The organism is Terrabacter sp. FW104-15G4B, assembly GCF_058790095.1.
This window is the reverse complement of sequence record NZ_JBYTCI010000001.1, coordinates 362,429-387,654: the sequence shown is the minus strand read 5'-3', so window position 1 is coordinate 387,654 and position 25,226 is coordinate 362,429. Positions and strand designations below refer to the sequence as shown.

Below are 25,226 nucleotides of genomic sequence, written 5' to 3'. Positions count from 1 at the left end.
GGACGAGCCCACCTATGTGGCGGCCCGTCCCGGTCCCGTTGCCTCCCCCCACCGGAGTCCCCGAGTGGGCCCGCCGTCCGAGGTGGCCGCCATGGCCGAGCACCTGCACTGCAGGGTCAATACCGATGCTGCTGTCCATGGCGCGTCCTCCCCGGATCGGCGGGCTCTCGCCCGAAGGTCTTCGCATCAGCGGCTGGTCCCCCGACCGGTGCTGCTGACAGGGACGACTCTGCCGGGCCACCTGCAAGGTGCGATCCCGGCGGCGCGCAGGGTTGCCGCAAGAATCCCGCAAGGCCGACGCCCCAGGGCGCCGGCCCCCTCATCACAGGCGGCGACGCGTCCGCGTCCCTCGGTGGGATCAGAGGGTCGTCGCGCGGTAGTCCGGGGCCTCGGTGGCGAACGCCTGGCGAGTCGGCTCGGAGCCGACGAAGAGCGCGGTCGCCCAGATGTCTGCCCAGAGCAGGGTGGGACCCGTCACCGTGACGGAACCGGAACGGCCGACGAGCTCGCCGGCCACCGGGTCGTAGAGGTGCGCCCCGCGTGCGGCCGTGCCGGAGGTCGCCACCGCGCCCCGTGACAGGGTCAGGGTGCTCGCGATGCGTTGGCGGTCGAGGGGATCCTCGACTCCCACGCGCCACAGGATGGCCTCCGGCCCGACGGCCGGAAGGTCGGCGTGAGCGCCGACCAGCACGTCGCCACCGGCGTTGACGCAGAAGGAGACTCGCGGGAGATTCAGCAGCGGCGCAGAGGCCCGGTCGACGGCCCACCCCTTGACGAGGCCCGTGGGGTCGAACGCCAGGTCACCCGGCCCGGTGGGCAGCACGGTCGTGAAGGCGCCACGGGTGAGCGACTGCGCGTCCTCGCCGATGCGCAGGGCTTCCTCGACCAGGGGGCTGCACTGGGCGAGGCTGACCTCCTCGCGGCGCAGCCGCATCAGGTCGGAGTCCTCGCGGTAGGTGGAGAAGATCGCGTCCATCTCGCGAAGCACGGCAAAGGCCGCCGCCACCGCCTCCTGTGCCGCCGGGCTGTCGACGCCCTCACCGCGCAGGTGGATGCTGATCGGCATCCCCATGATCTGCTCGACCCAGGCGCGCCGGGCAGGCGCGGACGGGGTGCCCGTGTGGCCGTCGTGGGTCATGCTGAGCTCCTTCGTCGGCTCGCCGAGAGACTGCCTCACAGGTTGGCCTGGTCGATCGCGGACTGCAGCGACTGCGTGTAGCCCTCCCAGGTGTAGGTCGCCCCGGACACCACGTCGATCTGCGACGACTGCGTGCTGACGGCCTCCTGGTTGTAGATCGGGACGGCCTCGGAGTTGATCATCTGGTCGTGTCGGTCGTTCCACGGGACCTGCAGGGTCTCCGACGCGGTGATCTTGCCACCCTTGACGGTGATCTGGACCTGGACGTTGCCGAATCGCGTGCTGACCGCGTCACCGGCGTACGTCTTGGCCGCGGTGGAGGAGCTCGAGGGGCTCGACGAGCCCGAGCTCGGGCTCGTCGAGCCCTGGGTGGTGGCGTCTGCGGTGGGCTGCTGGCCGGACGAGTCCGTGGAGGACGCCGCGGATGAGCCAGAGCTCGAGCCGGTGCTGTCGGACGTCTTGCTGGTCGTGGTGACCTGGCGGGTCTCCGCCGCGACGACAGCGGAGGAGCTGCGCGAGGTGCTGTAGCTGAAGAGCAGGACGAGCACCGTGAGGGTGCTCATGGCCCAGAGGACGATGCGACGCATGGGAGGCTCGATTCGGTTCGGTGCAGTGCCGGGATGTCGGGTGCCGGCGTGAGTCGGATGGGTCGGGTGGGTCTGGTCGGTCGTGGTCAGTAGGTGAAGCGTTCATGGTGGAGGGCCTCGTGGGGCACTCCCGCCTCCTGGGCTGCGGCCAGGACGGTGTCCATCCAGGCGGGGTTGCCGCACACGTAGACGTCGCGGTCGGCGACGTCCGGCACGATCCGGGTCAGCGCCTCGGCGTCACCGAGGTGCGCGGACTCGGCGGGCAGCCAGCTGGCGCGCTCGCGGTTGCGGTGGCCGATGACCGCGACGACGCGGCCGCCCTTGGCGCGGGTCAGGTCGAGCAGCTCGTCGGCGAGGACGATGTCGGAGCGGCGGCCGACGCGGTAGATGACGACGACGCCGTCGGGCGACGCGGGGAGCTCCTCGAGGATGGCGCGCAGCGGGGTGATGCCGATGCCGGCCGCGACGAGGACCGCCTTCTCACGAGTGCGCACTCCGGCGTGGAGCCGGCCGTAGGGACCCTCGACGAGCACCTTCGTGCCGGGCGTCAGGGTGGCGAGCCGTGCGCTCGAGGAGCCGACCGCCTCGGCGGTGATCCGCAGAGTGCGGCCGTCGGGCGCAGCGGACAGGGAGTAGGGGTTGCCACGGGTCCAGCCGGGTCCGTCGAGGAAGCGCCACTGGAAGAACTGCCCGGCACGGACCGGCAGCCGGTCGAGGTGGCGCCCGGACATGACGACGGAGGTCACGGTCGCTGACTCCGCGACGACCTGCGACACGACGAGACGGTGTCGGCGCGAGCGGGCGAGCGGCAGCCCGACGCGGAAGACGAGGACGGAGACGAGCGCGGCGCCGTAGAGGCCCCACCAGAAGACCGTCGCGACGGTGTTCGCCTTGAAGTCCTGCCCCGTCCACAGCTGGTGCGGAAGGGCGAGGCCGGCCCCGAGGTAGGCATAGAGGTGCAGCAGGTGCCAGCTCTCGTAGCGCAGCTTCGCGCGGGCCTTCTTGACCGAGGTGACCACCACCATGACGAGCGCGATCGTCCCGGCCAGGGCCAGGAGCATGCCCGGCGAGTGCAGCACCTGGTCGAGGAAGGTCGCGATCACGCCCAGCTCGGTGCCGGCGCTGTAGCCGACGGTGATGAGGACGATGTGGGCGACCATGAGGTTGAACGAGGTGAACCCCACCAGCCGGTGCACGCGGGCCAGCTCGTCCTGTCCCCAGGCCTGCTCGACGAGAGGGATGCGCGCCATCAGCAGCACCTGCAGGAGCATGAGCACCGATGCGACCAGACCGGTGAGACGCCCGATGTTCGTGACCCCCTCACCGAGCGAGCCGAAGGCGCTCAGTCCCCCGCCTGCGACCCAGAGGGCGACGACGAACAGGGTGACGCCCCAGGCGAAGACGGCGGACGCGTCGCGCCACCACCCGGGAGTCGGCGCCAGGGCTCGGCGGCGCGAGGCCGCGACCGGCGCGGACCGGTCGCGGCTGTCGGATAGGGCGAGTGAGGTCATGTCACCCAGATTCGGGTCGGATCCTGTGGGTGGGCTGTGTCGTGAGGATGTCAGCTGTGTGAGTCGACGGAAGCTGCGCCGCGCCCTGCCGACCTCCAGCGGGACAGGTCCGTCGGCGTCGGCTCGACGCCGAGCTGCTCGCGTAGGCGTGTGGTGTCGAAGACGCGGCTCACGGCCAGGTGCGAGACGCCGTACGCCGTCAGCAGCGGTGGCGTGCGCGCCCTGGCGAGGCGGGCGGCCCCCTCCAGGGCGAGCGCCGCGGACCAGGCGAGGCCAGCGCCGGTGAAGAGGGGCCGTTCGGTCCAGCCGTTGGCCGCGGCCACCCCGGTCACGACCTGACGAAGGGTCAGTGGCTGGGCGTCAGCGACGTTGAGCACGTTGGTGCCGCATACCTTCTCGCAGGCAGCGGCCGCGGCCTCCGCCAGGAGCCGCACGTCCGTGAGGTGCACGAGCGTTTCGGCGCCCCCGGGACACACCAGCCGCCCCCGACGCCGGGCCCGTTCGAGGCGTGGCAGCAGCGTCGGGTCACCGAAGCCGTGCACGGCGTGCGGACGCAGCACCATGGCACGGCCGCGCTGCAGGACCAGCTGCTCCTGCGTCGCCTTGGCCCTGGAGTAGGCAGACTGCGGGTGACGGGCCACCGCCACGTCCTCGGTCAGGACGTGGCGGGGCACGCCGGGCGCCCGCAACGGGTAGACGCTGCACGACGAGACGAGCACGACCCGAGCGGCCGGCCAGGTCCGGAGAACCGACCGGGTCCCGGCCACGGTGACGGCCTCGTGCACCGGCCACCGGTCCCACTCGTCGACGTGGGCCGCCGCATGCACCACGACGTCGACGGGCGGAGGTGCGCCCAGCACTCCCGTCCTCAGGTCCCAGTGACGGTGCTCCAGCCCGGGGCGCGGCGGCACGGGGCGACGGCTGAGGGCCAGCACCTCGTGCCCACCGCCCAACAGCCGCTCGACGACCGCTCCACCGACGAAGCCGCTCGCCCCGGTGACCGCGACCCTCATGCCGGGGATCCCGCCCGGCGCTCGCCCACGACCGCGCGCAGGGCGTCGAGGTCCACGGCGTCGGAGCGCCCGCGTCGTGGGACGCCGGCGACGACGACCACGTCGTCGGGGCGCCAGGCCTCGTCGGCGACCTGCGACCAGGTGCTGTGCAGCCGCCTGGCCAGCGTGGCCGCGTCCGGGCTTTGCCCCGTTCTGGCGACCGGCGCCACCGCGAGGACGACCCGCTCGTCGCCGCTGACCGGATCGGGGACGCCGACCAGGGCAAGGTCGCGCACCACGTCACCGTGGCGCTCCATCAGGAGCGGCTCCACCAGCTCCGGATAGATGTTGGCCTGGCCGCGGATGATCATGTTCTTGGCGCGGCCGGCAAGGAGCAGGGTGCCGTCGGGCGCGAGGCACCCCAGGTCGCCGGTGCGCACCTCGTCGTCTGGCTTCGCCCCGGCGAGGCGGTGACGTGCCTGCGGCGCCCGGAGGACGATCTCGCCGACGCCCTCGGTGTCCGGGGTGTCGATGCGCACGCGAACGCCCGGCAGCGGCCGGCCAAGGCTGGTGCGCCCTGGCGGCGAGGCGAGCACCTCCTCCGCCGTACCCACGGCGACCGGGAGCACCTCGGTCAGCCCGTACACGGCCCGGAGGTCCACTCCCGGCGCCAGTGTCGACAGCCGCCGCACCGTGGCAGGGAGCACCGGCGCACCACCCATGGCGACGTGCCGGACGGTGGCCGGCAGCCCGAGGGACGCTGCCACGAGCAGCTTGGCCGGCACGGCATACGCGTGCGTCGCCGACGCGCGAGTCGCCTGTCGCACCCAGGCGCGCGGTGACGCGGTCACCGGCGGGAGCGACCACTGGGCGCCCGTGGCAAGAGCCGGGAGCCCGATCATCAGCTGGTCCGTGTGCATCACCACGCCTTCGCCGAGACCGAGCGCCGCGGCCGCGCTTCCTGCCCCGGCGGAGAGGGACGCGAGGGTGTGCACGACGGCGCGCGGAGCGGCCGTCGAGCCCGAGGTGAAGACGACCAGCGCGTCGCGCGCCGAATCACCGGCTTCGACCCTTGCGAGGGCCCGCGGCAGGTCGGCCCAGCGTGTGGCCGGCCGCGGGACACCCGGGAGCCGGGGGCCGGTCACGACGTGGACGAGCTCGGCCGCCGACAGGTCCGGGAGCTGCAGGCCCGCGGTCGCCGGCACTCTGGCCAGCACGGACGACAGCGGCCGTCGGGTGGCGGCGTGGACGACGGTGTCGGCGATCGCCGCCCGGGCGGGCACGGTGCGCCGTCGGACGTCCGCAAGCGCTGCCCCCGCCCCCGGGTCAGCCACCACGACGACACCGCCCGCGAGGACGACGCCGAGCGCGGCAGCGACGGCGCGGGGCGACGGGCGCACGGCAAGGAGAACGCCGTCCCCCGCGGCCAGACCGCGCGACCTCAGGTGCGCCGCGACTGCTCGGATGTCCGCGCCGAGCTCACCGAAGGTCACGCACCGACCGCGGTGGTCGCGGATGGCCACGCGCTCCGGCTCCCCGGCGGCACGCGCGAGGATCGCCGTCAGCAGGTCGGCTTCCGTCACGATGCCCGCTGGACAGCGTGCGCGCGGCGGGCGCCGGGTGTGCGGGACGCGCCGCCGGGGCGCACCACCAGCTCGGCATAACGCGGCACCAGCACCCGTCGAGCCGCACGACGTGCCGTCACGACGAGGCCCCGCTCTGCGGCGACCTCGAGGAGCATGGCCGTCATGGTGCGTAGCTCCGCCAGCGCGAGCGGCGCACCCAGGCAGAAGTGCGACCCCGCCCCGAACCAGAGCTGGCGCAGACCGCCGGTGGCCGGCCGGCCCGGCAGGAAGCCTCCGTCGCGTCGTGTCGCCCACCAGAGCAGCACGACGACGCGCTCGTCCGGTCCCACCTTGAGGCCGTCCAGGTCGGTGGCGCGCACGCACCGGCGCAGGGTAGCCAGGCTGGGCGTCGTCATACGCAGGCCCTCAGCGACCACGGCGTCGACGTCACCAGAAGCAGCGGCTTCCGGCTCGAGCAGCCCCGCGTCGGCGAGCTGCCCGGCGATCCGCGGCAGTGCGCTGCCGACGGTGCCCGTGCCGGTGAGGAAGAGCGCCGCTGCCAGCGAGCGCGCGTCGTCGAGCGATGCGCCCTGTCGGGCCAGCCGGCCCATGACGGTGGCGGATGACGCTGTGGCATGGGCGGACTCAGCGGCGTCCTGCACGACGGCGAGGGCCGCGCGGGCCCGCCGCGCCGCCCCGTCGTCGAAGGTGCGGGTGCGCCACGTGACCATCGACTCGATGACATCACTCGCCGCGAGGAGGGTTGTGGGCGGCGTCCCGGGGTCGAGCCCGACGACAACCCCGATCGCTGCGGCCGACACCTCTCGGGCCACCCGCACGAGGTCGACGTCCTCGCCGGCTCGCAGGCGCTCGGCGGCCCGGGACACGAGCGGACCGGCCGCGGCGTCGCAGACCTCACGCACCACGCTCGGCGAGAAGAGGTCGGCAAGCGAGCGCCGCAGGGCGTGGTGGTCGGCACCCTCCATGTTGAGCAGCACCCGCTCGCCCAGGACCGGCGTCCAGAGAGCACCGGACGACCCCGGTCCGTCCTTCACGAAGGCGTCCACGTCGGTGAGCACCCGGCGCGCCACCCCCGGGTCCGCAACGAGCACGCCGAACCCGGGAACGCGTACGACACCGCGCCGCGAGACGGCAGCGTCGACGACACGGGCGACGACGGGGTGGGCCGAGCGGATCAACCGCGACTCCCAACGGCTTCCCGGGTCGGTGGGCGCGAGAGCCCTTCCGCGAGAGCCCTTCACGTGAGGACCCGGACGTCGACGACGTCGGGGCGGTGGCCGTGGTCGAGGTACCACCGCAGCGTGTTGCGCAGGCCGTAGGCCCGTAGCCGTCGTACCGAGGCGTGGACGACCAGGTCACGGTGGTACTCGACGCGACGGGTGACACGGCGCACGCGGTTGACGAGCTCGCGGTCCTCGTGGATCTCCTCGATCGCGGTGCGCGGGAAGCCGCCGCTCGCCTCGTAGGCGACCGCGCTGACGCCGAGGTTGCAGCCCGGGCTCATTCGGTAGGGCCCCTGCAGCTCGGCCGACCGGTTGCTCGGGCGGAAGCGGCCGAAGGTCTGGCAGAGCCCGATCACTCCCGGCAGCACGACCCGCTCCCAGCGGCGCAGGCGCACCTCGTCGGTGCGCGCGCGCATCGGGCCCGTGACGAGGTCGGCGCCGCGGCCGAAGGCGCCTCGGGCGACTGCCGTCCACCGGGGGTCCGGCAACGTGTCGGCGTCCGTGCGGAGCACGTGGGTGGCGCCGTGCGCGATGGCGTGCCGCACGCCGGTGTCGGAAGCCGCCCCCGTTCCCTTGCGTGGCTCGGTCAGCACCGTGACACCGAGCCCGTATGCGGCACAGGCCCTTTCGGTCACCGTGACCGTCGCGTCGGCGCTGGCGTTGTCGACGACGACGAGGTGGAAGTCCCGGTCCTGCTGCCTCGCCAGCGCCGCGATCGTCGAGGCGATCCCGGCCTCCTCGTCGAAGGCCGGGACGACCACCCACAGCCGAACCTCGAGCGGGGCCGGCGAGGTGGGTGCGCTCACCAGCGCACGGCCGTCGTGCCGACGCTGATGCCGCCGGCGAGTCCCACGAGCAGCACGGGATCGCCGGGCCGGGCGAGGCCGCGGCGCTCGATCTGCTGCCACTGCAGCGGCAAGGTGGCCGAGGCGCAGTTGCCGTGGTCAGGCAGGGTCTCGACGACGAGCTCGCGGCGCAGCCCGAGGCGCGCGGCGAAGACGTCGAGGTAGGGCATCGCGACCTGGTGGACGGCGACGGCCACGAAGTCCTCCACGCCGAGGCCGTCGGCCTTCAGGGCTCGGTGGATCTCCTCGACGTCGATGCTGTCGAACGCCCGGCGCAGGCGCGCGCCGTCCATGACGAAGTAGCCCTTGTCGACGTCGCGGGGATGACGCGTGCCCCCGGCGGGCAGCTGGCCCACGGACCAGTGCCGCGACTGGGCGGTGAACCACCGGTGCAGGATCTCGCCGCGGACACCGGGTGCAGCCCGGTCGACGATGGCCGCGCCGCCCGCGTCGCTCATGGTGTAGCCGGGCACCGACTCGACGAACTGCCGGGCGCCACTGACGTTCCAGCGAGCCGCCCTCGACGGCATCTCCCCGGTGACCACCAGGGCTCGTTCGTACTGGCCTGTCGTCACGAGGGCCTCGGCCACCTGCAGGCCGTTGAGCCACGAGTTGCAGGCGTTCTTGACGTCCATGACGGGGCACCTGGCGCCGAGCAGGTCGGCGACGATGTGCGAGGTGGCGGGCTCGACGAGGTCCTGCGACGCGGAGGCGAAGACCAGTAGCTCGACGTCGGCCACCTCCAGGCCGACCGACGCGAGCGACGTGCGGGCTGCGGCTGCGGCGAGGTCGGAGGCCTGGGTCTCGTTGCCGGCGTGGTGGATTCGGCGCACGCCCGTGAGCCGACCGAGGACCCCCACCGGAGGCACGAAGCCATGGCTGGACCGCAAGATGCGGGCCTCGACCTCCTCGACCGACATGGCGTGCTCGGCGACGTGGGCGCTGACGCCTGCGATGCGGACGGACATGCGAGCGCGGCCTCCCTGACTCGGCGACGGCGCCCCTCCGGAGCCGTGCGGGCAGTCTATGGTCACGCGATGGCGCTCGTGCTGAGCCGAGGTACTCACGGCCGACGGCGTGCCGCCGCAGGGTGGGCAGTCAGGCCCACCAGCCGAGGAGGCTCCCGCCGATCTTGACGATGAAGGCGCTGACGACGAAGACGAAGACCGCCCGGACGAAGCCGCTCCCCCTGGCGACCGCGGTCCGCGCCCCGACGTAGCCGCCGAGCAGGTTGGCGCCGGCGATGACGAGACCGACCTTGACGATGACCAGCCCCATCGGCGCGAAGACGGTCAGGGCACCGAGGTTGGTGGCGAAGTTGGTGATCTTCGCCTTGGCGCTGGCCTCGAGGAAGTTGTAACCGAGCAGTCCGACGAGCGCGAAGACGAGGAAGCTGCCCGTCCCGGGACCCAGTGCCCCGTCGTAGGCGCCGATGACGAAGCCGGTCAGCATCGCGAGGACGGTGTGCCTCGCCCCGTGGAAGCGGCGGATCGACTCCCTGCCGAGGTCGGGTTTGAAGAGCGTGTAGGCGCCGACGAGGACGAGCAGCACGAGGATGATCGGGTTGAACGCTGACTTGGGGATGTGCAGCCCGATGAGCGCGCCGCCGATTGACCCCACGTAGGCGACGGCCGCCATCGGCAGGGCGGTGCGCAGGTCCGGGCGGACCCGGCGGTAGTAGGTGACCGAGCTCGTCGCGGTGCCGAAGATGGAACCGAACTTGTTGGTCGCGAGCAGCTGGGCCGGAGAGGCCCCGGGAAGCCCGATGAGCAGCGCGGGCAGCTGCACCAGGCCTCCCCCGCCGACCACGGCGTCGACCCAGCCGGCGACGAAGGCCGCAGCACCGAGGAAGGCGAGGGTCGTCAGGGTCGGGTCGGTCACGCCCCCTCGCCGCGCGGCTCGTGGGCTTCGAGGTCGCCGTTCCATCGGGCGACGATGTCCACCACGTCGAGCAGCTGGTGGGCGACGGCGTCCGGGGCGACCTCGACCGGCATGCGCTGGCTCGCCGGGATGTCGGAGTGCGGCACGAGGATGGCGCGCATGCCGACCTGGTGCGGTCCGTGGATGTCCTCGAAGAGGCGGTCGCCGACATAGACGGCGTGCTCGGGCTCCACGCCCACCGCCTCGCAGGCGACGCGGAAGGCGTCCGGGTGCGGCTTGACGACGTGGATCTCGGACGAGTAGACGTCGGCGTCGAGCAGGTCGAGCACTCCGTCCCGCTGGAAGACCTCGCGGTGGTAGCTGCGGCTCCAGATCGTGTTGGACAGCACGCCGACGCGAATTCCCATGCGCTGCAGAGCTTCCCAAAGGGGACGCACTTGCGGGTCGGTGTGGGTGTGCGGCTCCCAGAAACGCTGGTATGCCGCCAGCGCCAGGTGGTGCCGGTCATGCTCCGGATCGACACCGGCCTCGGCGAGGATGGCGGCGATCGAGGCGCTCTCGTGGCTCTCACGACCCCGGCGCCAGGCGCGGTCCTCCGCCTCGTGGATGCGCAGGGCGAGGGAGTCTGCCTCGGCCAGCTCGTCGAGGGGCATGTTCGGGTCGTCGACCGCCAGGCCGTGCACGGTTCGCGCGAACACCCTCCACTGCTGCGGCACGTCCACCTCGTGCCACGGGGTCAGCGTGCCACCCCAGTCGAAGATCACCGCCCGCACGGGCTGCCGCAGTGCGTTCACGAGCGCTCGACCTCGGCGGTGACCTCGCCGGTCAGGGCCGCGACGGCGTCGTCGACCGCGACCTCGCGGCGCTCGCCGGTGCGGCGGTCCTTGATCTCGACGGTGCCGCCGGCCAGCCCGCGACCGATGACGAGGATCGTCGGGATACCGATCAGCTCGGAGTCCTTGAACTTCACGCCCGGGCTGACGCCCTTGCGGTCGTCGACGAGGGCGGTCAGGCCCTGCACCTCGAGCTCGCGGGCGATCTCCTCGGCCTTCACGAAGAGGGACTCGTCCTTGCCGGCGGCGACGATGTGCACGTCGGCGGGCGAGAGCTCGCGCGGCCAGATGATGCCCGAGTCGTCGTGGTTGCCCTCGACGACGCACGCCACGGCCCGCGAGACGCCGACGCCGTAGGAGCCCATGACGACGGTGACGAGCTTGCCGTTCTGGTCGAGCACCTTGAGGTCGAGCGCCTCGGCGTACTTCGTGCCTAGCTGGAAGACGTGGCCCATCTCGATGCCGCGAGCCGTCGAAAGGGTGTGCTCGCAGTTGGGACAGGGGTCTCCGGGCCGCACCTCGGCAGCCTCGATGGTGCCGTCGGCGGTGAAGTCGCGCCCGGCGACAAGATCGAGCACGTGCCGCCCGGCGAGGTTGGCGCCCGTGACCCAGCGGGTGCCCTCGGCCACCCGGGGGTCGAGCAGGTAGCGGATGCCGGTCGTGCCCTCGAGCCCCAGGGCGCCGGGCCCGATGTAGCCCTTGACGAGCGTTGGGTTGGCGGCGAAGTCGGCCTCGGTGAAGGCCTCGACCTCGGCGGGCTCGACCTGCGCACCCAGGCGCTTCTCGTCGACCTCCCGGTCGCCGGGCACGCCGATGGCGAGCGCCTCGCGGGTGCCGTCCGGGTGCACCAGTGTCACCACGACGTTCTTGAGCGTGTCACCGGCCGCCCACGGGCGGTCCTCGCGGGGGAAGCGCTCGTTGAGGTGTGCGACGAGCGTGCCGATGGTCGGGGTGTCGGGGGTGTCCTCGGCGTGCGCGGCCGGCACCCCGTCCCAGCCGACCGGCTTGGGAGCGGGCACGCGTACGGCCTCGACGTTGGCGGCATACCCGCAGCTCGTGCAGTGGACGTAGGTGTCCTCGCCGACCTCGGCCGTCGCGAGGAACTCCTCGCTCTTGCTGCCGCCCATCGCGCCGGCCATCGCCTCGACGATGACGTAGTGGAAGCCGAGGCGGTCGAAGATGCGGACGTAGGCATCGCGGTGCAGCTGGTAGCTCTTGTCGAGGCCGGCGGCGTCGACGTCGAAGGAGTAGGAGTCCTTCATCACGAACTCGCGACCGCGGAGCACGCCGGCCCGGGGCCGCGCCTCGTCACGGTACTTCGTCTGGATCTGGTAGATCGAGAGCGGCAGGTCCTTGTAGGAGCTGTAGAGGTCCTTGACCGTGAGGGTGAACATCTCCTCGTGGGTCGGGCCGAGAAGGTGGTCGGCGCCCTTGCGGTCCTGGAGGCGGAAGATGTTGTCGCCGTACTCGGTCCAGCGGCCCGTGGCCTCGAAGGGCTCCTTGGGCAGCAGGGCCGGGAAGAGGAGCTCCTGGGCGCCGATCGCGTCCATCTCCTCGCGGACGATCCGCTCGACGTTGCGCAGCACGCGAAGGCCGAGCGGCAGCCAGGTGTAGACGCCGGGGCTGACGCGGCGTACGTAGCCGGCGCGTACGAGCAGCCGGTGGCTCGGGACCTCTGCATCCGCCGGGTCCTCACGAAGGGTTCGCAGGAACAGGGACGACATGTGCAGGGCCACCGGAGGACTCCTCGTCTGGTGCTCGGTGGAGGGCGCGGCCTCACCGACGCGCGGGTGCTGGACGTCCGAAGGATATCGGCCGGCTCTGGCGCCGCGTTGACGCGCACCCTGTCCTGTTCCTGTCCTGACCGGACAAGAACAGGTCACGGACTTGACCGGGACGGTGGCTCGCCTGTTCAGTGAGCCTGCCCACGACGCCGACGGGGCGCTGTCCGGAGATCGTGACGTGCTTGTGACTCCCCGCCGCGGCGTTCGGCCACCAGTGCGTGACCAGTGGGCCACAATCGGGAGCGGCGCGCGCGCCTCCCACGAACACCACAAAGGAGTGTTGACCAGTCCGATGAGCGACTCCTCCACGCCCGATCCTGCATTCTCGAGCGCCGGCCCGTCCGGTGCCGCAGGCGCTGCGGACGGCCCGCCCGGCAGCGTCATCCTCGAGATGCGGAAGATCACCAAGGAGTTCCCCGGCGTCAAGGCCCTGTCGGACGTCTCCATGGTCGTCCGCCGGGGTGAGGTCCACGCGATCTGCGGCGAGAACGGCGCCGGCAAGTCCACGCTCATGAAGGTGCTCTCCGGGGTGCACCCCGCCGGCACCTACGACGGTGAGATCCACTTCGAGGGTCAGCTGTGCGAGTTCCACAACATCCGCGACAGCGAGCATGCGGGCATCGTGATCATCCACCAGGAGCTCGCCCTCATCCCGGAGATGTCGATCGCCGAGAACATCTTCCTCGGCAACGAGGCCGCCAAGGGCGGCGTCATCAACTGGATGACCACCCGCGCCAAGGCCCGCGAGCTGCTCGCCCGGGTCGGCCTCGAGGAGGAGCCCGACACCAAGATCCGCGACATCGGCGTCGGCAAGCAGCAGCTCGTCGAGATCGCCAAGGCCCTGTCCAAAGACGTGAAGCTGCTCATCCTCGACGAGCCGACCGCCGCGCTCAACGAGGGCGACTCGCAGCACCTGCTCGACCTCATCGCAGGCCTGCGGTCCAAGGGCGTGACCTGCATCATGATCAGCCACAAGCTCAACGAGATCGAGCAGATCGCCGACTCCATCACCATCATCCGCGACGGCAGGTCGATCGAGACGCTGCGCGTCCTGGAGGACGGCGTCGACGAGAACCGCATCATCCGCGGCATGGTCGGTCGTGACCTCGAGTCACGGTTCCCGGACCACACGCCCGAGATCGGCGAGGTCTTCTTCGAGGTCGCCAACTGGACGGTGCGCCACCCGACCGTGGCCGACCGACTCGTGGCGAAGCACAGCAGCTTCTTCGTGCGACGCGGCGAGATCGTCGGGTTCGCCGGCCTCATGGGCGCCGGCCGTACCGAGCTGATGCGCAGCATCTTCGGGCGCTCCTACGGCACCTACGTCGAGGGCACCATCGTCAAGGACGGCCACGAGCTGCGGCTGCGGTCCGTCGCCGACGCCATCGATGCGGGCCTCGCCTACGTCACCGAGGACCGCAAGTCGCTCGGCCTGAACCTGCTCGACGACATCAAGCGCACGACCGTCTCGGCTCGACTCGAGCGCATCACGCACGGCTTCGTCGTCGACGAGCGGGAGGAGTACAACTACGCGGAGGCCTACCGGAAGTCGCTGCGCACCAAGGCTCCCAACGTGGACGAGGGCGTGGCTAAGCTCTCGGGCGGCAACCAGCAGAAGGTCGTGCTCGCGAAGTGGCTCTTCACCGAGCCCGACCTGCTGATCCTCGACGAGCCGACACGCGGCATCGACGTCGGCGCGAAGTTCGAGATCTACGGGATCATCCAACGCATGGCTTCCGAGGGGAAGGGCGTCATCCTCGTCTCCTCCGAGCTCCCCGAGCTGATCGGGCTGTCCGACCGCATCTACACCATCGCCGAAGGCGCGGTCACCGGTGTGCTCTCCCGCGAAGAGGCTGACCAGGAGTCGTTGATGCGCCTCATGACCCGGCGCACCCACGGCGGCTCCCAGGCGACGACGCGCGTGAGCGCTTGAGCGGCGCCCAGGTGCCGGACCCCACCCCTCCCCCATCCACACACCACACAGCCAGGACTGCACCCATGGACAAGGTCAAGAAGATCTTCGGTGGCGACACCCGTCAGCTCGGCATGATCTTCGCCCTCGTGGCGCTGATCGTCTTCTTCCAGATCTGGACCGGAGGGCTCACGCTCACGCCGGACAACGTCATCAACATCTTCCAGCAGAACTCCTACATCCTCGTGCTCGCCATCGGCATGGTGCTGGTCATCATCGCCGGCCACATCGACCTGTCCGTCGGCTCCGTCGCGGCGTTCGTCGGCATCTGCGTGTCGATCGCGATGCGTGACTGGGGACTCAGCTGGTGGATGGGCGTCCTCTTCGGACTCGCCCTCGGCGCACTCGTCGGGGCCTGGCACGGGCTGTGGACGGCCTACGTCGGCATCCCGGCGTTCATCGTGACGCTGTCGGGCATGCTCCTCTTCCGTGGCGCCAACCAGTACGTCGGCAAGTCCAACTCGGTGCCGGTCTCCGAGGACTTCCAGGTAATCGGCGGCGGCTACCTGCCCGAGATCGGGCCGAACAGCGGCTACAACAACCTCACGGTCCTCATCGGGGTGGTGCTCGCCGTCGGGATCGTCGTCGGCAGCGTCCGCAGCCGACGCGCCCTCGTCAAGCTCGGCGCGGACGTCGAGGACGCCTGGGTGATGTGGGTCCGCCTCGGTCTCATCTGCGTCGCCATCATCGGCGCGACCCTGCTCTTCGGATCCGGCCGCCCCGGCACGTCGTTCCCGATCTCCGGCATCATCCTCGCGCTGCTCGTACTGGTCTACGGCTTCATCTCCAACCGCACCGTCGTCGGCCGTCACATCTACGCCGTCGGCGGCAACCGTCACGCGGCCGAGCTCTCCGGTGTGAAGAGCAAGAAGGTCAACTTCCTCGTCATGATGAACATGTCGATCCTGGCCGCCCTCGCCGGCATGATCTTCGTGGCGCGCTCGACCGCGTCCGGTCCGTCCGACGGTGTGGGCTGGGAGCTCGACGCCATCGCCGCCGTGTTCATCGGCGGCGCGGCCGTCACCGGCGGTGTGGGCACCGTCGTCGGCTCCATCGTCGGAGGCCTTGTGATGGCCGTGCTCAACAACGGCCTGCAGCTCAAGGGAATCGGCGCCGACGCGACCCAGATGATCAAGGGCCTCGTTCTCCTCGTCGCCGTCGCCTTCGACGTCTACAACAAGTCGCAGGGCCGCGTCTCGATCCTCGGTCTGTTGACGAAGGGCTTCCGACGCTCCCCCAACGACGACGACAACGCTCCGCCGCCGCCGTCCGCCGCCACGGAGATCACCCCGGTCACCGAGAGCATCGGCCAGTCCAGCTGAGCCACCGGCTCGGCCCACCAAGACCCGGTCAGGGCGCCGCCCGAGACCGAGAACCCATGCGCGTCCCGCCCGGACGCGATGAGAGGAAAGAGAGCACATGCGTACCTTCACCAAGGTGCTGGGCGTCACGGCTGTGGCCGCCCTTGTTCTGACCGGTTGCGGTCGGAGCAGCGACGCCGGCGCGACGCCGGCCGCATCCAACGGGGGCTCCGCCGCCGCGGGCTTCCCCGCCAACGCGGTCATCGGCATCGCCCTGCCGCAGAAGACCTCGGAGAACTGGGTGCTCGCCGAGCAGCTGTTCAAGGACGGTCTGTCCGCCGCCGGCTTCCAGGGCGACGTGCAGTTCGCCAACGGTGGCGTGTCCGAGCAGCAGAACCAGATCTCGGCCATGGTCACCAAGGGTGCCAAGGTCATCGTCGTCGGCGCCATCGACGGCTCGCAGCTGGGCACCCAGCTCAAGGCCGCCAAGGACGCCGGAGCCAAGGTCATCGCGTACGACCGCCTCGTGAAGAACACGCCGGCCGTCGACTACTACGTGGCCTACGACAACTTCAAGGTCGGCGAGCTGCAGGGCCAGGCCCTGCTCGACGGCATGGCCAAGAAGAAGCCCAACGGTCCCTACAACATCGAGCTGTTCGCCGGCTCGCCCGACGACGCGAACGCCCAGGTGTTCTTCGACGGCGCCATGAAGGTGCTCAAGCCGAAGATCGACGACGGCACCCTCAAGGTCGTCTCCGGCCAGAAGGACTTCAACCAGGTCGTCACCCAGGGCTGGCTGAAGGAGAACGCGCAGAAGCGCATGGACACGCTCCTCTCGGCGAACTACACGAGCGCCGACATCGACGGTGTGCTGTCGCCCAACGACAACCTCGCGCGGGCGATCCTGACGTCGGTCAAGGCGGCCGGCAAGCCGAACCCGGTCGTCACCGGCCAGGACTCCGAGGTCGAGTCGGTCAAGTCGATCATGGCGGGCGGGCAGTACTCCACCATCAACAAGGACACCCGCAACCTCGTCAAGGAGACCATTGCCATGGTCTCCGCCCTGCAGAAGGGGCAGGCGCCGACCGTCAACGACACCAAGTCGTACAACAACGGTGTCAAGGTCGTGCCGGCCAACCTGCTTCCCCCGGTCATCGTGACCAAGGAGAACGCTGCCGAGGCCTACGCGAACGACCCGACGCTGGCCCCGCTCACCAAGTGAGCTGAGGCCGCACCGTCACCGCACTCGGTGGAGGCCCGTCCCCTCGGGGGCGGGCCTTCGCCGTACTCCGCCACCGGTCGTCGCTGGACAGGCCCGGCGCCCGTGCTCCACGCGGCGTAGCGTCGCGCCATGGCGGACGTCTACCTCCACGGACACCATGCGAGCGTGCTCGCATCGCACGGCGCGCGCACCGCAGCCGACTCGGCGGCCCACCTGCTACCGCACCTGCGCGACGGCCTGCGCGTCCTCGACGTCGGGTGCGGACCGGGGACCATCACGCTCGACCTGGCCGAGGCGGTGGAACCCTCCGGCACGGTGGTCGGGGTCGAGAACGTCGAGGGGCCGCTCGACGTGGCCCGACGCAACGCCGTCGCCCGCGGCGACGAGCGCACCCGCTTCCAACGCGCCGACGTCATGGCGCTGCCGTATGCCTCCGGCTCCTTCGACGTCGTCCACGCGCACCAGGTGCTCCAGCACCTCACCGACCCCGTGGGCGCCCTTCGCGAGATGGCGCGCGTCAGCGGTCCCGGCGGGCTGGTCGCGGTGCGCGACGTCGACTACGGCTCGATGGTGTGGCACCCGGCCTCCGAGGGAATGACCCGCTGGCTGGACCTCTACCGCCGCCTGGCGCGCCTCAACCACGCCGAGCCCGACGCCGGGCGCCACCTGCTCGCCTGGGCGCACGCCGCCGGCCTCTCCAGGCTCACCCCGTCCGCGTCGCTCTGGGCGTACACGACCCCCGAGCAGTGCGCCTGGTGGGGTGGCACGTGGGCCCGTCGCACGCTCGACTCGAGCTTCGTGAGCCAGGCGGTCGAGCGCGGGCTCGGCACCGCGGAGGAGCTCGCCGAGATCAGCGCGGCATGGCGGGACTGGTCGACCCACCGCGACGCGTGGTTCGCGATGACGCATGCGGAGCTCATCGCCCGTCCCTGACGAGGCGCTGCAGGTGCGGCCCACATGTGCGCGACGAGTGGCTGCGCCTTTGCCAGAGTGGCCGTATGCCGCGAACTCCCTTCACGCTCACCCTCGTCACCGACCCCGGCGAGGCACAGGCTCGCCTCTCGGCCCTGGTGTCGCGCGAGCCGGAGGCGCTCAGCGTGGTCGCGAGCGTGACCCGGGCCCTCGTCGCGGACCCGAGCCGCCACGTCGGACCCCGCTGGTGGACCGCCACGGACGCCTCCGGCGAGGTGGTCGGCGCCTTCATGCACACGCCCCCGCACCCGTTGCACGTCGCCCTCGCCACCACGGAGCTGGCTCGCGACCTCGCATGCCTGCTGGCCGAGGCGGGCGAGCGCCTGCCAGGTGTCGGCGGCCAGCGAGGACCGGCCGAGGCGTTCGCCCAGGAGTGGACCGTGCGCACGGGCGCCAGGTCCATGGTCGCCATGGAAGTCGGCCGCTTCGACCTTCCCACTCGTCCCCGGCTGCCGTTCGAGGTCGCCGGCTCCTTCCGCACCGCCACCGGGAACGACACACCGCTCGTCGACGACTGGCACCAGCAGTTCGTGAATGCCATCGAGGGTCCCGGTACGCGCGCTGCCACACCCCTGACAGAGCACATCGCGGACGGTCGGGTGGGCCTCTGGCAGGATCACGGGCGCCCGGTCTCGATGGCCTATGCCTCCCCCGCCAGCGGCGGTGTCACCCGCATCTCGGGAGTCTGGACGCCCCCGGAACTGCGCGGACACGGCTATGCGAGCGCGGTCGTCGCGAGTCTCAGCATCGCCCGTCAGGACCGGGGCGAGAGCTGCATTCTCTACACCGACCTCGCGAACCCGACCTCGAACGCCATCTACCAGGCCATCGGCTACCGCAGGGTCGGCGACAGCATCACCCTGACCTTCAGCGCATGACTCCCCCGGCGCGCAGCGCCGCCCGGATCATCGGCCACTGCATCGGCAGCCGCCCCACCGTCGCGGCGAGGTAGCCCTGCTTCTTCGGGTCCGCGCGGTCGATGTCGAGCCGGCGCTTGGCGTGGCCCGTCATCGTGACGTTCGCCGGAAAGACGGCGACGAGCACCGCCGCAGAGGCGAGCCCGGCGACACGACGGGTGCGAGGGACGAGAAGGCCCACGCCACAAGCGATCTCGAGCACGCCCGATGCATATACCAGCGCCCGCGGCGACGGGAGCTGCTTCGGGACCATCGCCTCGAACGGCGCGGGCTTCACGAAGTGCATCGCCCCCGAAACCAGCAGGAGACCGGCCAGCGCGATGCCGTCCATGCCCAGCGGTGCATTCGTCGCGGTCTTCATGACCTCACCCTAGGCCCGCGAGGGCGCCGCTAGAGCAGGACCGTGGTGAAGGCGCCCACCTCGTGGAAGCCGCAGCGGTCGTAGGTGGCCCGCGCCGCCGCGTTGAAGTCGTTGACGTAGAGCGACACCTCATCGGCCATGCCCGTGAGCACCTGCTCCACGACGCTGGCCATCGCCGGCACCGACAGCCCCCGGCCTCGCAGGCGCGGGTGCAGCCACACGCCCTGGACCTGCGCGCAGCCCAGCGCGAGGGAGCCGACATCGGCCTTGAAGACCACCTCGCCGTCCTCGATGCGGACGAAGGTGTGACCGGCCCGCACGAGGGCGGCGATGCTCGCACGGTAGCCGCGGTCGGAGCCGAAGTAGGGCGGGTAGCCGATCTCCTCGGTGAACATGTTGGTCGCGGCGGGCAGCACCAGGTCGACCTCGTCGAGGCGGGCGGGGCGCACCTCTGGGTCGAGTGGGACGCCGAGCGACGACGGCCGGACCGCGGTGGTCAGGAGGGGCTGGTGGCGGCGCACCGCGCGTACCGGCCCCCACGTGGGACGGAGACGGTCCCAGAGTCCCAGCACCTGCTCGCTCGGACCGAAGAGCGAGGCGCACTGACGCCGCATCCGGATGATGCGGGCGGCCACCGCGGCCACACCGTCGTCGTCGAGCTCGACGGGCACGACGTTGGCGCTGACCCACACCAGCCCGCGTAGCTCGCCGTCGTCCCAGTGCCCGAGCAACGGTCCCGAGGACGCGCGCAGCGATCCCTCGACGATGCGGGCCGCCACGAAGGCGTTGGCGACTCGGTCACGCGCGCAGAGCTCCAGGGCCGCGTCGCGATCGGCGACCGACAGCGGACGCACGGGGAGACGTTGGCGGAGCACCTGACAAGACTGCCTGCCCGCAGGCCCGGTGTCACCTTGGCGCGCCCCAGGAGCACCCAGACCATCTCAGGTCCACCGCCTGACGGGCACACGGCCGGGTCACCGGGCGGGGTGCAGGACGGGTCGCTCGAGGGCGGTGTTGTCGAGGACCCAGGTCGCGCGGGCCCGTGGGTCGGCGGCGGCGAGGTAGAGGCGCTGGCCCTCGACGTAACGGCGGTTCGGCTGCGCCTCAGGGTCGGGGTCGTGGCCGTCGCCGAAGCGCGCGTTCCCGCGCGGCACCGACACTGCGAAGGGGACATCCACCCACACGGCCGCGTCCCAGACGCCGGTGAGCTCCGGCCGCTGCAGGAAGATCCCGTCGACGAGCAGCACGGTGTCTGAGCCGACCGCGACGGGGTCGGGGTGCACCGGTCGGTCCACGTCGACGTCGTTCACGGCAGGGGTGACGGGCTCGCCGCGACGGAAGGGGTCGAGCACCGTCCGACGGAACGCCGCGTAGTCGTAGGAGTCCTCGTAGAAGGTCTCCGGTCCGCGGCCTCGGGCGATGCGCTGGGCCTTCGGCCGGTGGAAGCCGTCGATCGAGACGCGCAGCACGTCGCGAGTGCCCTCGAGCGCGCGGATCACCTCGGCGAGCTGGTCGGCGAGCACCGTCTTGCCGGCGCCGTCGAAGCCGTCGACCGCGACGGCGACGCGCTCAGCGGGGTGCAGGGCGACCACACGCTCGGCGAGGTCGCGCAGGACGGCGAACCGCTGCGTGGCCGGGACGGGAGTTCGCACCTCAGCTGACGGTGACGCTGGGCGCCCCGGCCGACTCCTCGTCGACCGGCTCGCCCATGTCCTCGGCGAGGCGCATGGCCTCCTCGATGAGCGTCTCGACGATCTGGGCCTCGGGGACGGTCTTGATGACCTCTCCCTTGACGAAGATCTGGCCCTTGCCGTTGCCCGACGCGACGCCGAGGTCGGCCTCGCGTGCCTCCCCGGGACCGTTGACGACGCAGCCCATCACGGCCACGCGCAGCGGCACCGTCATGCCCTCGAGCCCGGCGGTCACCTGGTCGGCGAGCGTGTAGACGTCGACCTGGGCGCGGCCGCACGACGGGCACGAGACGATCTCGAGCTTGCGCGGGCGCAGGTTGAGGCTCTGCAGGATCTGGATGCCGACCTTGACCTCCTCGACGGGCGGAGCACTCAGCGACACGCGGATCGTGTCGCCGATGCCGCGCGAGAGCAGCGCGCCGAAGGCGGTGGCCGACTTGATGGTGCCCTGGAAGGCGGGCCCGGCCTCCGTGACACCGAGGTGCAAGGGCCAGTCGCCGCGCTCGGCGAGCAGCTCGTAGGCGCGCACCATGACGACGGGGTCGTTGTGCTTGACCGAGATCTTGAAGTCGTGGAAGTCGTGCTCCTCGAAGAGGCTTGCCTCCCAGACGGCCGACTCGACGAGCGCCTCGGGCGTCGCCTTGCCGTACTTCTCCATGATCCGCTTGTCGAGGCTTCCGGCGTTCACGCCGATGCGGATGGAGACGCCGGCGTCCTTGGCCGCCCGGGCGATCTCCTTGACCTGGTCGTCGAACTGGCGGATGTTGCCGGGGTTGACGCGCACGGCCGCACAGCCGGCGTCGATGGCCGCGAAGACGTACTTCGGCTGGAAGTGGATGTCGGCGATGACCGGGATCTGGCTCTTGCGCGCGATGGCGGGCAGCGCCTCGGCGTCGTCCTGGCTGGGGCAGGCGACGCGCACGATGTCGCAGCCGGAGGCCGTCAGCTCGGCGATCTGCTGGAGCGTGGCGTTGATGTCGGTCGTCGGCGTCGTCGTCATCGACTGGACCGACACCGGGAAGTCGCTGCCGACCCCGACCTTGCCGACCTGGATCTGACGGGTCTTGCGCCGAGGGGCGAGAACCGGCGGGGGCAGGGGCGGCATGCCGAGGGAGACACTCATACGGCCATTATGACGCGATCGAAAGAGCAGGTCGTCCGAGGGCAGTCAAGGGACCCCACTCGTCACTCACGGAGGAACTGCTCTCGATGATCAGCCGAAGAGCTTGATCGGCTTGACGATGTCGGCGTAGATGAGCAGCACCGACATGGTAATGAGCACGAGGCTCATGCCGTAGGCGACGGGTAGTCCCTTGGCGACGTCGACGAAGCCCGGGTCGGGGCGCCGGCGCAGCCGCGCCCAACCCTTCTTGATCGCCTCCCAGATCGCGCCGGCGACGTGTCCGCCGTCGAGGGGCAGGAGCGGGACGAGGTTGAAGACGAACAGCGCGAGATTGAGCGAGGCGATGAGCAGCACGAGCTGCGCCAGCTTGACCCAGTTGCCGCCCTCGTCGGCGGGGATGTCGAGCGCGGCCACCTCGCCGCCGATGCGCCCGACGCCGACGACGGAGATGGGGCCGTTGGGGTCGCGCTCGCCGGAGCCGAACGCGGCCTGGACGACGCCGGTCATCTTCTCGGGGATCTTGACGATGATCGAGCCGGTGTCGACGAGCCGGTCCCACACGAACTTCGGGGCTTGGGCGATCGGGGTCCGGACGAGCTCCTGCCCCGGCGTGATGCCGGCGAAGCCCATGGAGGCGAGGACTGGCTTGCCGGCCTTGGCGATCGGGTCGCCCTGGTCGTTGTAGGTGGCGCGCTGCAGGACGGCCGGGGTGATGGAGATGGTGACCTTTTCGTCGCCACGCTGCACGACCCAGGTCATGGGCTGGCCCTTGCTGTCGCGGATCGCCGCGGTGACCTGGTCCCAGGTGGTGACGGGCCTGCCGTCGACGGAAAGGATGCGGTCGCGCGCCTGGAGGCCGGCGGCCTTGGCGGGGGCGACCGGGTCGCCGGGCTTGCACGGCGGCTGCGGGACCTGCAGCGTGGGCGCGGTGGTCGGCACGCAGGCGGACAGCAGCCCGACCTTGGGGGCCACCTGCGGGAGGCCGTAGAGGGTGATGACGCCCGTCAGCAGCACGGCGGCGATGACGAGGTTCATGACCGGACCGCCGAGCATGATGACGATCTTCTTGGCGGGGTTCAGCTTGTAGAAGACGCGGCCCTCGTCGCCGGGCCCCACCTCCTCCATGGAGTCGGCGCGGGCCTGGTCGACCATCTGGCTGAAGCGGCCGGTCGAGAGGGTGCGCAGCTCGCCGGGCTTGTCGCCGGGTCGCGGCGGCAGCATGCCGATCATGCGGACGTAGCCTCCGAGCGGGACCGCCTTGATGCCGTACTCCGTCTCGCCGCGTCTGCGGGACCAGACCGTCGGCCCGAAGCCGACCATGTACTGGGTGACCTTGACCCCGAACTTCTTGGCGGGCACCAGGTGGCCGATCTCGTGCAGGGCGATGCTGAGCGCCACGCCGACGACGACGACCAGGACACCTAGGAAGAACAGCACCCCCTCATTGTCACACCCGTTCCCTGTGATTCCTCTTCGGATGTCTTCGACGGTCAGGGGTGACCCCGGAACACGTCGAACTGCAAGGGGTTTGGGTCGTCAGTCGGGGATGCTGTGTCCCGCTGCCGCGCGGGCCCAGGCGTCGGCGGCGAGGACGTCGTCAAGCGTGAGGTCCGCCACCTGCGAGACGGCCTCGGCGGCATACGCGTCGACGACCGTCGCAACGGCGTCGACGATGTCGACGAAGCCGATGCGTCCGTCGTGGAACGCGTCCACCGCGACCTCGTTGGCGGCGTTGTAGACGGCCGGCCAGGTGCCGCCCGCCTCGCCCACCCGCCGGGCGAGCGCGACGGCCGGAAAGGCCTCGTCGTCGAGCGGCTGGAAGTCCCACGACTGCGCCTTCGTCCAGTCAACCGGCACGTCGGCGTCGGCGATGCGCTCCGGCCAGCTCATCCCGAGCGCGATCGGCACGAGCATCCGCGGCGGTCCGGCCTGCGCGATCGTGGAGCCGTCGACGAACTCCACCATCGAGTGGATCATCTGCTGCGGGTGGACCACGACCTCGATGGCCTCGAACGGGATGTCGAAGAGCAGGTGGGCCTCGATGACCTCCAGGCCCTTGTTGACGAGCGTCGCCGAGTTGGTCGTGATGACGCGGCCCATGGAGAAGTTCGGGTGCGCGAGCGCCTGCTCGGGGGTCACGTCGGCGAGCTCGGCACGGGACCGGCCGCGGAAGGGGCCGCCGCTCGCTGTGACGACGAGCCGGCGCACCTCCTCGGCGCGGCCGCCGCGCAGGCACTGGGCGATGGCCGAGTGCTCGCTGTCGACCGGCACGATCTGGCCGGGGCCAGCGAGCGCCTTGACGAGCGGGCCGCCGATGATGAGCGACTCCTTGTTGGCGAGCGCAAGTGTCGTGCCGGCCCGCAGCGCCGCGAGCGTCGGCTCGAGGCCGATGGCGCCGGTGATGCCGTTGACCACGACATCGGCCTCGCGGGCCGCGAGCGTCGTGCTGGCTCGGGGCCCGACGAGCAGCTCCGGGTCGTATGCCGTCACGCCGGCCGAGTCGGCCGCGCGGGCCACCGCTGCTGCCAGCTCCTCCTGCGTCGCGCTCGCCACCGCGACGACCGGCACGCACAGCGCGACGGCCTGCTCGGCGACGAGGTCGAGGTTGGACCCGGCCGAGAGGCCGACCACCTCGAACCGGTCGCGGTTGCGGTGCACGAGGTCGAGGGCCTGGGTGCCGATCGACCCGGTGGAGCCGAGCAGGACGATGCGGCGGGGACGCGCCGAGGTGTCAGTCACCCGGGCATTCTCGCGCAGGCGGCCCTCAGGCGGTCACTCCCCTCGCCCGGAGCAGCTCGTCGCGCTTGGCGGCGTACGCGATGGCCCAGGTCATCCGCAGGCGGTACATCCTGATGTCGTCGCCCCACGAGTACGGGCTGCTGCCGTAGTGCGCGGTCCAGTGGGCGTCGACCTCGTCACGCGACGCCCCGGGCTCGATGAGCTCGGCATGGCCGTGGGTGAAGAGAGCGAGGTCCTCGCCGTCGACGTGCGCGACGCTGACGGCGGGCCGGGCCGCGAGGTGCTTCGCCTTGGCGGACGTGCCGGACGTGCCGAAGGTCCACGTGCCGTGGAGGAAGTGGCCGTCGAGGGCGCTGATGCGCGGCTCCCCCGAGGCCGTGACGGTGGCGACCGAGAGCACCTTCATGCCCGTGAGCAGCGCGACGAGCTGCTCGGCGGTGAGGGTGCGGTCGTCGTCGATGATGCTGCGCAGGTGGCCCGACGCCTTGGCGTGCGAGGCGTCCAGCAGAGCTTGGAGGGCGGCGGTCTCGTCCGGTGTCTCGAGCATC

The 25,226-nt window shown here is 71.2% G+C and carries 23 protein-coding genes; 5 read left to right on the top strand and 18 right to left on the bottom strand.

Going from position 1 to position 25,226, the window contains the following annotated elements; genetic code table 11:
* Window positions 1–358 precede the first annotated feature (358 nt).
* From AC3WRT_RS01800 to AC3WRT_RS01750, 11 genes are all read right to left on the bottom strand, one after another.
* Window positions 359–1,138 carry an FAD:protein FMN transferase gene (locus AC3WRT_RS01800; RefSeq protein ID WP_492718384.1) on the bottom strand — a complete coding sequence of 260 codons (780 nt, stop codon included), beginning with the start codon at window positions 1,136–1,138 and terminating at the stop codon, window positions 359–361.
* 35 nt (window positions 1,139–1,173) lie between these two features.
* On the bottom strand, window positions 1,174–1,725 hold the full coding sequence (locus AC3WRT_RS01795) for an FMN-binding protein (RefSeq protein WP_492718382.1): 552 nt from the start codon (window positions 1,723–1,725) through the stop codon (window positions 1,174–1,176).
* An 86-nt stretch (window positions 1,726–1,811) separates the two neighbouring features.
* Entirely contained in the window at window positions 1,812–3,236 is a 1,425-nt protein-coding gene (locus tag AC3WRT_RS01790) for a ferredoxin reductase family protein (RefSeq protein ID WP_492718380.1), read from the bottom strand.
* A gap of 50 nt (window positions 3,237–3,286) precedes the next feature.
* Window positions 3,287–4,249, bottom strand: a complete 963-nt coding sequence (locus AC3WRT_RS01785; protein ID WP_492718378.1) for an NAD-dependent epimerase/dehydratase family protein — start codon at window positions 4,247–4,249, stop codon at window positions 3,287–3,289.
* Window positions 4,246–5,811, bottom strand: coding sequence for a class I adenylate-forming enzyme family protein (locus AC3WRT_RS01780; protein ID WP_492718376.1), 1,566 nt, complete (start codon window positions 5,809–5,811; stop codon window positions 4,246–4,248). The genes AC3WRT_RS01785 and AC3WRT_RS01780 overlap by 4 nt, the downstream gene beginning before the upstream one ends.
* Complete coding sequence (locus AC3WRT_RS01775) at window positions 5,808–6,992, bottom strand: cytochrome P450 (protein WP_492718374.1); 1,185 nt, start codon at window positions 6,990–6,992, stop codon at window positions 5,808–5,810. The genes AC3WRT_RS01780 and AC3WRT_RS01775 overlap by 4 nt, the downstream gene beginning before the upstream one ends.
* 59 nt (window positions 6,993–7,051) lie before the next feature.
* Window positions 7,052–7,843 carry a glycosyltransferase family 2 protein gene (locus tag AC3WRT_RS01770; protein ID WP_492718372.1) on the bottom strand — a complete coding sequence of 264 codons (792 nt, stop codon included), beginning with the start codon at window positions 7,841–7,843 and terminating at the stop codon, window positions 7,052–7,054.
* The gene (locus AC3WRT_RS01765) at window positions 7,840–8,850 is read right to left on the bottom strand and encodes a 3-oxoacyl-ACP synthase III family protein (RefSeq protein ID WP_492718370.1); all 1,011 of its coding nucleotides are present in this window, start codon (window positions 8,848–8,850) and stop codon (window positions 7,840–7,842) included. The genes AC3WRT_RS01770 and AC3WRT_RS01765 overlap by 4 nt, the downstream gene beginning before the upstream one ends.
* 130 nt (window positions 8,851–8,980) lie before the next feature.
* Complete coding sequence (locus AC3WRT_RS01760; RefSeq protein WP_492718368.1) at window positions 8,981–9,763, bottom strand: TSUP family transporter; 783 nt, start codon at window positions 9,761–9,763, stop codon at window positions 8,981–8,983.
* The gene (locus AC3WRT_RS01755; protein ID WP_492718366.1) at window positions 9,760–10,557 is read right to left on the bottom strand and encodes an HAD family hydrolase; all 798 of its coding nucleotides are present in this window, start codon (window positions 10,555–10,557) and stop codon (window positions 9,760–9,762) included. Before AC3WRT_RS01755 ends, AC3WRT_RS01760 begins: the two co-directional genes overlap by 4 nt.
* Window positions 10,554–12,332, bottom strand: a complete 1,779-nt coding sequence (locus AC3WRT_RS01750; RefSeq protein ID WP_492718364.1) for a proline--tRNA ligase — start codon at window positions 12,330–12,332, stop codon at window positions 10,554–10,556. The genes AC3WRT_RS01755 and AC3WRT_RS01750 overlap by 4 nt, the downstream gene beginning before the upstream one ends.
* A gap of 439 nt (window positions 12,333–12,771) precedes the next feature.
* On the opposite strand from AC3WRT_RS01750, the gene mmsA reads away from it, so the two are divergent.
* From mmsA to AC3WRT_RS01725, 5 genes are all read left to right on the top strand, one after another.
* Window positions 12,772–14,313, top strand: coding sequence for a multiple monosaccharide ABC transporter ATP-binding protein (gene mmsA / locus AC3WRT_RS01745; protein ID WP_492718431.1), 1,542 nt, complete (start codon window positions 12,772–12,774; stop codon window positions 14,311–14,313).
* A 65-nt stretch (window positions 14,314–14,378) separates the two neighbouring features.
* Window positions 14,379–15,674 (top strand): multiple monosaccharide ABC transporter permease, encoded by a 1,296-nt coding sequence (gene mmsB, locus AC3WRT_RS01740; RefSeq protein ID WP_492718362.1) that lies wholly within the window; start codon window positions 14,379–14,381, stop codon window positions 15,672–15,674.
* A 97-nt stretch (window positions 15,675–15,771) separates the two neighbouring features.
* Window positions 15,772–16,875, top strand: a complete 1,104-nt coding sequence (locus AC3WRT_RS01735) for a substrate-binding domain-containing protein (protein WP_492718360.1) — start codon at window positions 15,772–15,774, stop codon at window positions 16,873–16,875.
* A 129-nt stretch (window positions 16,876–17,004) separates the two neighbouring features.
* Entirely contained in the window at window positions 17,005–17,808 is an 804-nt protein-coding gene (locus tag AC3WRT_RS01730) for a methyltransferase domain-containing protein (protein WP_492718358.1), read from the top strand.
* Between the two features lie 65 nt (window positions 17,809–17,873).
* Window positions 17,874–18,725, top strand: coding sequence for a GNAT family N-acetyltransferase (locus tag AC3WRT_RS01725; RefSeq protein ID WP_492718356.1), 852 nt, complete (start codon window positions 17,874–17,876; stop codon window positions 18,723–18,725).
* Here AC3WRT_RS01725 and AC3WRT_RS01720 read toward each other — a convergent pair.
* The 7 genes from AC3WRT_RS01720 to AC3WRT_RS01690 all read right to left on the bottom strand — a co-directional run bounded on the left by AC3WRT_RS01720 (window position 18,715) and on the right by AC3WRT_RS01690 (window position 25,225).
* A complete protein-coding gene (locus AC3WRT_RS01720) occupies window positions 18,715–19,125 on the bottom strand; it encodes a DoxX family protein (protein WP_492718354.1) in 411 nt (136 codons plus the stop codon). The genes AC3WRT_RS01725 and AC3WRT_RS01720 overlap by 11 nt on opposite strands.
* A gap of 29 nt (window positions 19,126–19,154) precedes the next feature.
* On the bottom strand, window positions 19,155–19,979 hold the full coding sequence (locus AC3WRT_RS01715) for a GNAT family N-acetyltransferase (RefSeq protein ID WP_492718352.1): 825 nt from the start codon (window positions 19,977–19,979) through the stop codon (window positions 19,155–19,157).
* A 120-nt stretch (window positions 19,980–20,099) separates the two neighbouring features.
* Window positions 20,100–20,777 (bottom strand): nucleoside/nucleotide kinase family protein, encoded by a 678-nt coding sequence (locus tag AC3WRT_RS01710; protein ID WP_492718350.1) that lies wholly within the window; start codon window positions 20,775–20,777, stop codon window positions 20,100–20,102.
* A 1-nt stretch (window position 20,778) separates the two neighbouring features.
* A complete protein-coding gene (gene ispG / locus AC3WRT_RS01705; protein WP_492718348.1) occupies window positions 20,779–21,939 on the bottom strand; it encodes a flavodoxin-dependent (E)-4-hydroxy-3-methylbut-2-enyl-diphosphate synthase in 1,161 nt (386 codons plus the stop codon).
* 90 nt (window positions 21,940–22,029) lie between these two features.
* The gene (locus tag AC3WRT_RS01700; RefSeq protein ID WP_492718346.1) at window positions 22,030–23,376 is read right to left on the bottom strand and encodes a M50 family metallopeptidase; all 1,347 of its coding nucleotides are present in this window, start codon (window positions 23,374–23,376) and stop codon (window positions 22,030–22,032) included.
* A gap of 99 nt (window positions 23,377–23,475) precedes the next feature.
* Window positions 23,476–24,678 carry a 1-deoxy-D-xylulose-5-phosphate reductoisomerase gene (gene dxr, locus AC3WRT_RS01695; protein ID WP_492718344.1) on the bottom strand — a complete coding sequence of 401 codons (1,203 nt, stop codon included), beginning with the start codon at window positions 24,676–24,678 and terminating at the stop codon, window positions 23,476–23,478.
* Window positions 24,679–24,703: 25 nt separating this feature from the next.
* On the bottom strand, window positions 24,704–25,225 hold the full coding sequence (locus AC3WRT_RS01690; RefSeq protein ID WP_492718342.1) for a pyridoxamine 5'-phosphate oxidase family protein: 522 nt from the start codon (window positions 25,223–25,225) through the stop codon (window positions 24,704–24,706).
* Between the last annotated feature and the right edge of the window lies 1 nt (window position 25,226).

What these genes read in the sequence shown, in the direction of transcription:
- AC3WRT_RS01800 (WP_492718384.1), bottom strand. Translation starts at nt 1,138, where the DNA reads ATGACCCACGACGGCCACACGGGCACCCCGTCCGCGCCTGCCCGGCGC.
- AC3WRT_RS01795 (WP_492718382.1), bottom strand. Translation starts at nt 1,725, where the DNA reads ATGCGTCGCATCGTCCTCTGGGCCATGAGCACCCTCACGGTGCTCGTC.
- AC3WRT_RS01790 (WP_492718380.1), bottom strand. Translation starts at nt 3,236, where the DNA reads ATGACCTCACTCGCCCTATCCGACAGCCGCGACCGGTCCGCGCCGGTC.
- AC3WRT_RS01785 (WP_492718378.1), bottom strand. Translation starts at nt 4,249, where the DNA reads ATGAGGGTCGCGGTCACCGGGGCGAGCGGCTTCGTCGGTGGAGCGGTC.
- AC3WRT_RS01765 (WP_492718370.1), bottom strand. Translation starts at nt 8,850, where the DNA reads ATGTCCGTCCGCATCGCAGGCGTCAGCGCCCACGTCGCCGAGCACGCC.
- mmsA (WP_492718431.1), top strand. Translation starts at nt 12,772, where the DNA reads ATGCGGAAGATCACCAAGGAGTTCCCCGGCGTCAAGGCCCTGTCGGAC.
- mmsB (WP_492718362.1), top strand. Translation starts at nt 14,379, where the DNA reads ATGGACAAGGTCAAGAAGATCTTCGGTGGCGACACCCGTCAGCTCGGC.
- AC3WRT_RS01735 (WP_492718360.1), top strand. Translation starts at nt 15,772, where the DNA reads ATGCGTACCTTCACCAAGGTGCTGGGCGTCACGGCTGTGGCCGCCCTT.
- AC3WRT_RS01730 (WP_492718358.1), top strand. Translation starts at nt 17,005, where the DNA reads ATGGCGGACGTCTACCTCCACGGACACCATGCGAGCGTGCTCGCATCG.
- AC3WRT_RS01725 (WP_492718356.1), top strand. Translation starts at nt 17,874, where the DNA reads ATGCCGCGAACTCCCTTCACGCTCACCCTCGTCACCGACCCCGGCGAG.
- AC3WRT_RS01720 (WP_492718354.1), bottom strand. Translation starts at nt 19,125, where the DNA reads ATGAAGACCGCGACGAATGCACCGCTGGGCATGGACGGCATCGCGCTG.
- ispG (WP_492718348.1), bottom strand. Translation starts at nt 21,939, where the DNA reads ATGAGTGTCTCCCTCGGCATGCCGCCCCTGCCCCCGCCGGTTCTCGCC.
- AC3WRT_RS01690 (WP_492718342.1), bottom strand. Translation starts at nt 25,225, where the DNA reads ATGCTCGAGACACCGGACGAGACCGCCGCCCTCCAAGCTCTGCTGGAC.